Origin of the sequence: Novosphingobium sp. HR1a, assembly GCF_015594425.1 — a bacterium.
GTDB lineage: Bacteria > Pseudomonadota > Alphaproteobacteria > Sphingomonadales > Sphingomonadaceae > Novosphingobium > Novosphingobium resinovorum_A.
Genome location: NZ_JABXWS010000053.1, coordinates 1 through 8348 on the forward strand (window position 1 = coordinate 1; position 8348 = coordinate 8348).

Below are 8348 nucleotides of genomic sequence, written 5' to 3' on the forward strand. Positions count from 1 at the left end.
TTAGCGTTCATGGCATGGACGCGCTGCTTCGTCCCTGTCGGGACGCGGACAGGATCATTCCGCTACACAGGCCGCATTGCCATCATTTCTCGGCAAGTGCGTTTAACACATTGGAAGATCCCGGCCCACGAAGACCTATCCTGCGGCGGGCGTGTCTCGACCGCGTAAACGACCCTGTACCCGACAAACGACATACCAGCGCGACTGATGCTGGCGCTGCTGAAAACCACGATCACCAAACCGTCTGCGATCAAGCAATCGTAGACCGAGGAAGGCCGCGCCGGGTTCCCCTTGACCTCTTTGCGATTAAACGACCCTGTCCGAAAAACCGGCACCACCTCACTAACGTCGATTGGACTTCATGTCCCAGATTCCTTTAAAAATATCTTTTTAAACATAGGAATAAGTAACTTATTTCCAAATTCTGACATATGATGCGCATCTCGAAAGATCGCTCGATGACCGATTGATCCCATGCAATGTTTACCGTCTGGGCAGATGTAAGGAGTCGGATCGAGCAAAATAATACCACATTCCCGCGCCGCTTCATTCCATATCGCGTTCACAGCGGCGAGCCGGCGTCGATGGTCAGCGAGAGGAATATTGATATCTGCTGCTCGGGGATCCGCGATCAACCGCTGTTGTAACGTCGAGGCCACCGGGAAGGGAAAATCGGGCGTCGATAGCATCACGTAAGTTGGGCCCGCCTTGGCCAGCGCGCAGCTAGTCTTGATGGCACGCGCACGAAATTGAGCCAGCCAAGAGAGATCGTTGTAACCGTCCGTTAGTACATCGCCAGCTTGGGTCGATCCGTTCCAATGACTGATCAATATCACCGGCACGGTGCGCGGACGCATCAATGGCAATAGATCATGACGGATGAAGCTGTCGCACCGGCTATCTGGATCGGCAGTAACACCATCAAGTAAGGGCGGGCATGCGTGATAACCACTCCAGATAAGCCTGCTGTGTGGAGGCAGCGCCGCGACCAGTGCGCTTACGTCTGCGTCAGCATGGCTGTCGCCTATGACCTGCGCAACTATGCGACCGCTGGAAGCACCAATGATACAAGGGGCCTTATCGAAGCTCGGATCGAAGCATCCTTTGTTGTAAGCGCCGCCTGGCTCGTTGTCTGCCTCAAGAGCCTGTACTTGCGGAGAGAAGCGACCGGGAAGTCCGCGCGCTTTCCAAATTATGGCTCCCGACATCGCCAATGCTCCTACCACCGACGCGAATACGATGTGGCGGCGCCACTCCAAACCGGTTGTCACGGTATGGATGTGAGGTTGCACCACCGCTCGACGGCCGCCGCGCTCGACAAATCTCCATGACAAATGGCCAATAATAAGCGCGCCGATAATGCCGGGTACAATAGCGCGCCAATCGCCAGTAAGACCGTAGCGCGCGGCGATCACTGCCAGCGGCCAGTGCCACAAGTAGATCGAATAAGAATTAAGCCCCACCCATGAAGCTATAGAATTGCCCGTTATCCTTGATACTGTGCGATTAGCAGCAATGACGAGAGCCGCGCCTACCACAGGCGCCAGCGCACCGACCCCTGGCCACTGAGCCGGATCGGCGAACACGATCGAGGCCAATATTGCCGCGACCCCCATTAGTTGCGAAACGCGCGTGGCACCGACAGGCATTGCGGGAGCAAGGAGTACCATGCCACCGACTATCATCTCCCAAGCGCGGGACGGTAAGAGATAGAATGCGGCTGTCGGCGAATGCGCGGTCAAAAAAATCGAAAATGCGAACGAAATCACCGCAATAAAAGCCAAAGCCACCGAAAGTAAACGACGACCTCCAATTGCACTCAATAGCAAGAGCAACAAAGGATATATGATATAGAACTGCCACTCCACAGATAAAGACCAAGTATGAAGCAGCCAGTCCAGTTTGGCAGAAGGTGTAAAATAACCGGCCTCCTTCCAAAACAAAATGTTGGAAACAAATAAAACTGAACCAGCACTATGCTTGCCGAGGACCAGAAACTCCTGTGGCAAGAGGCAGATGGTGCCGGCCACCAGAAGCACAGCCACGAGAACCGCGAGAGGTGGAATGATTCGGCGTGCGCGATCGAGATAGAAGCCCGAGATAGAGAACGTTCCTCGATCAAACCGTTTTACAAATATTCCGGTCATGAGATATCCAGAAATAACGAAAAATACGTCGACTCCGACGAAACCTCCGTTAAATCCAGGTATTCCAAAATGAAAACCAAGTACTGCAAGGACAGCAATAGCCCGCAGCCCGTTGATGTCGGCCCGAAAATTCATACCCACCCCATTTTCTTAACCATACCGCCCATCGAACCAACCTTTACTAACAATCCGCTCGCAGAACCGCATTGCCCAGAGAGCGTAGCCGTAGTTGTTGAGATGTTGATTGTTCGACACGCCACCCATTCTCATACCTGAAGGCAAAACCCCAGCCGCTATGTCCAGCTGATCAGTTCGCCCGCTCGAATACGGACCATAGCTATCAGGGATGAAGCCAATTGATAGCATTTCTTCATATGTTGGCGGCGAATCGAGATCAACATAGTTATCCTGATATCGAATACTAAGTGCAGAGTTGATCGCGGCAATTCGTTGCTGGATGTCTGTTCCTATTTCGGTGACGGCCGTCATCACCGACCCCACAAGGTAACATTTTCGCTTGCACCTTTGATAGGAAACATCCCCATCGATCGCGGCTAGTATGGGGTCCAACCGCATTCCATTGCGACCATACACCATAATCTTGATGTGATCGCGCGTGGTCATGCCGATGTCGGTATAGAAAGCACTCATTGGTGTAACCGGCAATGGCATTCCAGGCTGTTCTCTTGTAAAAATCATTGAGTTTTGATCAAATTTTGGCTTGGTTCGAAACACGGAAAGTACGCCACGTACTCCGGCATAGGTTCCTTTTATTGGCGCAGGATTCTGATCGGTTATCGGGTTGGCATCGAAGCTGGTCAGTTCCACTGATCCAGACGTAGGAAGAATGCCATCGGCAACTGTGAAATGCATCGGCTGACCATTGGAAAGAGCGGCGCAAGTCCGCGCACCAATACCTCCGACACCGCGATTATTAACTTTAATTTCATGACCATAGTGTGCTGACAGCAAGCGTTGAAGCTGCATTGGATAAGGTCCTTGACCTGGCCGGTTACCATGTGAGCCCCAACCGAAGGTAAGGCTATCGCCCTGAGCCTCAATGATGTCACCTGACAAAACAGCATGACCCACCGATGGCTTTGTCCGGGCTAGCCCGACCGCGAGCACGGGTGCAGTCGCTATCAGCATATCGCGACGCGTAAAATGCATCTGTTTTCCGTTTCCCGATGAGAAGCGCAGTCGTCCTAGAACACGCGCATTTTCTATATCGCAGAGTTGGGGGTTGAAAACCCATCACCGCGAGAAGGTATTAATCGGCGTGCAATGGATGCCCACTTGACTCGGTGAACGTACGCATCCAGAGCCCACGTTGACGCTGCTGGTTATCGGATTTCGACGTTTCGAGCGCCGCCGATGCTGACGTGAAGCATCTCGACCAGTTCTGGAACGACCTTCCACGACTGGGCCAGGATTTCGCCGACCTGGCCGCGTAGTGCGGTCTGGCGTTGATCCTCAGAGCCCGCCCCGAAAGTTGTTGAGCAATACCAGCATGTTGTGATTCACGCCGTCCTGCGAGAGATGGAGTGAACAATGGCATGGACTGGTATTGCCCGGCAGGAGCATAGCCGGAAAGGGTTGCGCTATTCCAGCGATATGACGGACAGGGAGTGGGAATTGGCGGCGCCGTTTATCCCGCCAGCCAGGCGCGGAGGTCGACGTCGCACAACGAACATGCGCGAAGTGATGAATGCGCTGCTGTACATTGCGGCAAGCGGCTGCGCCTGGAGGCTTCTGCCCAAGTGCTTTCCACCGGTTTCGACGGTCCAGCGCTACTTCTACGTTTGGCGCAACACCGGTCTGCTCGAGGCCATGAACACGGTGCTGGTCTTGAACCTGCGGGAGATCGAGGGGCGCGAAGCCTCGCCAAGCGCCGGTGTGATCGATAGCCAGTCGGTGAAAACAACGCAAAGCGGCGGCCCTTGCGGCTATGATGCGGGAAAGAAGATCAAAGGCCGCAAGCGCCACATCCTGACGGACACCTGCGGCTTTCTCATCTTCATCCTCGTCCACACCGCCGACATTCAGGACCGCGACGGTGCTGTCGATGTCCTTAAGTCCGTACGCAAACGCTTCCCTTGGCTGCGCCATGTCTTTGCAGATGGAGGCTATGCCGGCGACAAGCTTCGTGCCGCCCTGACCGGCTCGGGTGCCTGGACGATCGAAATCATCAAACGTTCGGACAAGGCGAAGGGCTTTCAGGTTCTCCCTCGGCGATGGGTCGTCGAACGCACCTTCGCATGGCTTGGCCGATGCCGCCGCCTTGCCAAGGACTGGGAAACCACCATCGCATCCTCTACGGCATGGGCGACGATAGCTTCTATCCGCATGCTTACCCGCAGAACTGCAAGGTATTGCTACGGTTGAAAAACTTCCGAGTCAGGCACTCAGGGATCATCGTCGTGCAATGACCGAGGGTGGCGGTCAGTGGGTGGCCGATTTCCGGATTGGATATGTGCGGCTTCCAGCCGTCGATGCTGAGCCGCATGCCAAGGTAGAAGCCGTTGGCGAAGTCCCAAGAAAACTTCGCCGTCGTCTGTGCGCGCCAGTGGACCGACAAAGCAATAGCGCGAACCACACCGGCGCTGCTGGGAATCTACAGCCTCATATCACTTTGGGCCTGCGATCTGCTTACCGCTACCAGCATCCCCTATGCCGCCGCCTGGTATCGAAAAACCAGCCTGACGTTCAGTGACGCTATCGCTGCCGTCCGGCTTCAACTCTGGGTCGGCGACATTAATCAACGCTCCCCGCCGCACCGAGAACCGCACTATATTCCCACATCCCGCCTCGAACGTATGGCTCAAGCCCTATGCTTCGCCACCTGATCGTACAAAGTCGAGCTAAGGGGGGGGGGTGGGGATTTAGGATTCCCATTTTTCTGGAGTTGTGATTTACACTCTGGATGGATCGCTTTGTACTGACGGACGCCCAATGGGCGCAGATGGAACCGCACTGTCTGGGCAAGATCACCGACCCCGGACGCAGCGGCAGAAACAACCGGATGTCCGTGGAGGCAGTGCTGTGGATTGTCCGCACCGGCAGTCCATGGCGCGACCTACCGGCGATGTTCGGCAATTGGAGCACGGCATTCCGCCGATTTCGCGATTGGCGGGAAGCGGATGTTTTCAAACGGATTTTCGATGCTCTCTCGGATGAACCGGACATGGAATACGCCATGATCGATGCCACCATCGTCAAGGTTCACCGGCACGGCCAGGGCGCAAAAGGGGGACTCAGAGCCAGGCCATTGGTCGTTCCAAAGGGGGCATGACGACCAAGGTCCTGGCTTTGACCGATGCGCTGGGCAACCTTGTCCGCTTCCGCTTGATGCCCGGTCACCGCTTCGACACGGTTGGCGTTGCTCCACTCATCGACGGCATCAAGTTCGGCGCACTGCTCGCTGACAAGGCTTTCGACAGCAACGATATCGTCGCCGATCTCAACGAGCGGGGTGCAAAAATCGTCATCTCGCAGCACCCGCGACGCGCCAGACCCATCCCGCTCGACGCCGAAATGTACAAGTGGCGCCACCTCATCGAAAACTTCTTCTGCAAACTCAAGGAATTCAAGCGCATCGCCATGCGCGCTTGCAAAACCGATCGCAGCTTCGAGGCCATGATCCACCTCGCTGCAGCCGTCATCAATTCCCGGTGAATCCCCACAAACCTTAGGCTAGATGCGATCGTATTGCGTCGTAGGGAAACCTTTTGGAATTTCGGTCGAATGATGGTTATGCTGCTGTAGATAATCGCGGCTTACTAGCAGTTGCCTTTATCCTCTTTTTTTGGGTGTTCCATTGCATCAAATCTTGCTCCCCGGTACCGCTCTACGGATGTCGAAGTTTGTTTTCGGCACTGCCAGCCTTTTCAATGTCGGTGGCTCCAGCCAACGACGCGATCTGCTAGCTGCAGCTGTAGACAATGGATTTACCCATTTCGATACGGCGCCTTATTACGGGTTTGGCATTGCCGAGCGTGACCTTGCTCCTGTGTTAAAACGCCATCCAGATGTTACAGTAACGACCAAAGTCGGAATTTACTCGCCCGGTGGCGAGGCGCAGCCCGCCGCCACAGTCTTCTTGCGAAAGGCCGCAGGGCGCATTCTCAAGCCGATATCACGACCGACGATTGATTTCTCGCTAAGTCGTGCTCAGACAGCGCTGGAAGGCAGCTTGCGGCGCCTTGGTCGCGACATGATTGACATTTACATGTTACATGAACCTGAGCTGGCGCTGATAGAAACCGAAGAATGGCATCGCTGGCTAGAAAATCTAGTGGAGCAAGGCAAGGTTCGCACATTCGGGCTGGCTCTGACCGAGGATCGACTTTTGCCGTTCCTTGATAATGCTTCTCCTTTGTGTCGCGTGGTGCAAATGGCGGACAGCCTCTCGACGCGGGAGGCAGACATCCTTCCGATGCGGGGCAAGCCATTGCAGATCACTTACGGCTATGTCACAGCCGAGCGACGAAAAGGGTTGGGAAGTTCTGTAGAAAATATTCTCAAGGCAGCGTTGCGGCGCAACGCCGATGGTGCAGTAATTGTGAGCACAACGAAGGTCTCTCGCCTTCCTCAATATTCCGAGCTCTGCGCGGAGACTGATGTTGATCTATGATTTGAATGGGCGCGGCCTCATTTCTGAATCAGCGCATTTCATAATCATCGGCGGAGGCACAGCCGGGTTGGTGGCCGCTGTTCGGCTGGCCCAGCGAACTGGGCAAAAGGTGGTATGCCTTGAGTCAGGCGGCCTGCGGCAAGACGACGATGCGCACCCCTTCAATGAGGTCATCCAAACTGGCGCGCTCTATCGAGGCGCGGATAGTGGTCGTTTTCGCTGCATCGGTGGGACATCTACCCGGTGGGGTGGCGCGATGATACCTTTCCAACCTGCCGATCTTGACAGTTCCATCTACCCCATCGCGATGGACGATCTCATGCCCTACGTCGCTGAACTCGAGGCATTATTCGATTTAGACGGAGGCGTTTATTCAGATCCGGCATTTCCATTTTCCCTTGGGCAGGAACATGTCAATAGAATGGCAAAGTGGCCACCGTTTAAGAAACGCAATGTGGCGCAATTGCTCAATGAACCCATCCGAAGTGAGGCGAACCTTCAGGTGTGGTTTAATGCGCATGTTACGGACATTCATAGTTCGGTTGATGGCGTCATTGTCCACGCCACATCTATAAATGGCGACAAAATCGATATCAACGCACGAAAGTTGATTATAGCCGCAGGTGCAATTGAAACCACGCGGCTTGCACTCTTAATAGACCGCACGCACGAGAATGCAGTATCAAGCATTTCTCCCGCTGTAGGTCGCTACTTTTCTGACCATATTTCCATCGAAGTTGGCGAGATAGACCCGCTTGACCGAAGCAAGCTGAATGAGATTATCGGGTTCCGCTTCGGGCCAAATGGGTCAATGCGCAACATTCGCTTCGAACTCGCCCCAGACGCCTCGGTTCGAAAAACATTGCCCCCCAGTTTCACTCACATTGGATTCGCAAGCGAAACACGCGGCGGCTTTGATGTGCTGCGCGAAATCTATCAGTATTTGCAGCGACGCTGTCTGCCACCGTTGGGAGTTGGCATAGAGCTTCTTAGCAACATGCCTTGGTTGCTCAGGGCAGTGTGGTGGCGGTTCAAGAAAAAGCGTTTGTTGTTTCCGCAGGGCGCCCGCCTGTTGGTCCATGTGGTGATTGAGCAAGAGCCTATTCCAGAAAACCGCATCAGTTTGAGCGAAACCCGTCATGATATTTTTGGAACACCATTGGCGGAAATTCATTGGAATATCAGTGAATTGGATAAAAAAAACTTACTAAATACGGCAAAGTTATTTCTTAAAAGTTGGAACGAAAGCGATTTTTCCAAACTCGGGAAATTTAATCTGTTTAATGAAGATGAGGTATGTACTTCGCTCGCGGACACCGGCGGTATTTTTCACCCAACTGGGTCAACAAGAATGTCTGCCGACCCATCCTTCGGGGCAGTCGACCCGGATTTGAACCTCTTCGGAGTGCCAAACGTGCAACTGCTTGCAACCTCTGTGCTGCCTACGGGGGGAGGCGCCAATCCGACAATGATGTTGCTGCTACTCACGTTGCGATGCGTTGATCAGCATCGTAAAAAATTGGCACATACTTGATGACGTGATTCCCGGATTTTCCTCCAAGCCGCGC

Annotated in this window: 6 protein-coding genes and 1 pseudogene; 5 read left to right on the forward strand and 2 right to left on the reverse strand. The window is 54.2% G+C overall.

Going from position 1 to position 8348, the window contains the following annotated elements:
* Nucleotides 1-359 precede the first annotated feature (359 nt).
* Together HWN72_RS14720 and HWN72_RS14725 are read right to left on the reverse strand one after the other, a co-directional pair.
* Entirely contained in the window at nt 360-2282 is a 1923-nt protein-coding gene (locus HWN72_RS14720) for an acyltransferase family protein (protein ID WP_211150537.1), read from the reverse strand.
* Between the two features lie 15 nt (nt 2283-2297).
* Nucleotides 2298-3134 carry a hypothetical protein gene (locus HWN72_RS14725; RefSeq protein WP_211150538.1) on the reverse strand — a complete coding sequence of 279 codons (837 nt, stop codon included), beginning with the start codon at nt 3132-3134 and terminating at the stop codon, nt 2298-2300.
* A 564-nt stretch (nt 3135-3698) separates the two neighbouring features.
* On the opposite strand from HWN72_RS14725, the gene HWN72_RS14730 reads away from it, so the two are divergent.
* From HWN72_RS14730 to HWN72_RS14750, 5 genes and pseudogenes are all read left to right on the forward strand, one after another.
* Entirely contained in the window at nt 3699-4532 is an 834-nt protein-coding gene (locus tag HWN72_RS14730) for an IS5 family transposase (RefSeq protein ID WP_211150539.1), read from the forward strand.
* 137 nt (nt 4533-4669) lie between these two features.
* On the forward strand, nt 4670-4993 hold the full coding sequence (locus HWN72_RS14735; protein WP_211150540.1) for a hypothetical protein: 324 nt from the start codon (nt 4670-4672) through the stop codon (nt 4991-4993).
* Nucleotides 4994-5109: 116 nt separating this feature from the next.
* Nucleotides 5110-5822, forward strand: a pseudogene (locus HWN72_RS14740) (IS5 family transposase).
* A gap of 178 nt (nt 5823-6000) precedes the next feature.
* Nucleotides 6001-6780 (forward strand): aldo/keto reductase, encoded by a 780-nt coding sequence (locus HWN72_RS14745; RefSeq protein WP_211150542.1) that lies wholly within the window; start codon nt 6001-6003, stop codon nt 6778-6780.
* Nucleotides 6767-8314 carry a GMC oxidoreductase gene (locus tag HWN72_RS14750; RefSeq protein WP_211150543.1) on the forward strand — a complete coding sequence of 516 codons (1548 nt, stop codon included), beginning with the start codon at nt 6767-6769 and terminating at the stop codon, nt 8312-8314. The genes HWN72_RS14745 and HWN72_RS14750 overlap by 14 nt, the downstream gene beginning before the upstream one ends.
* Nucleotides 8315-8348 lie beyond the last annotated feature (34 nt).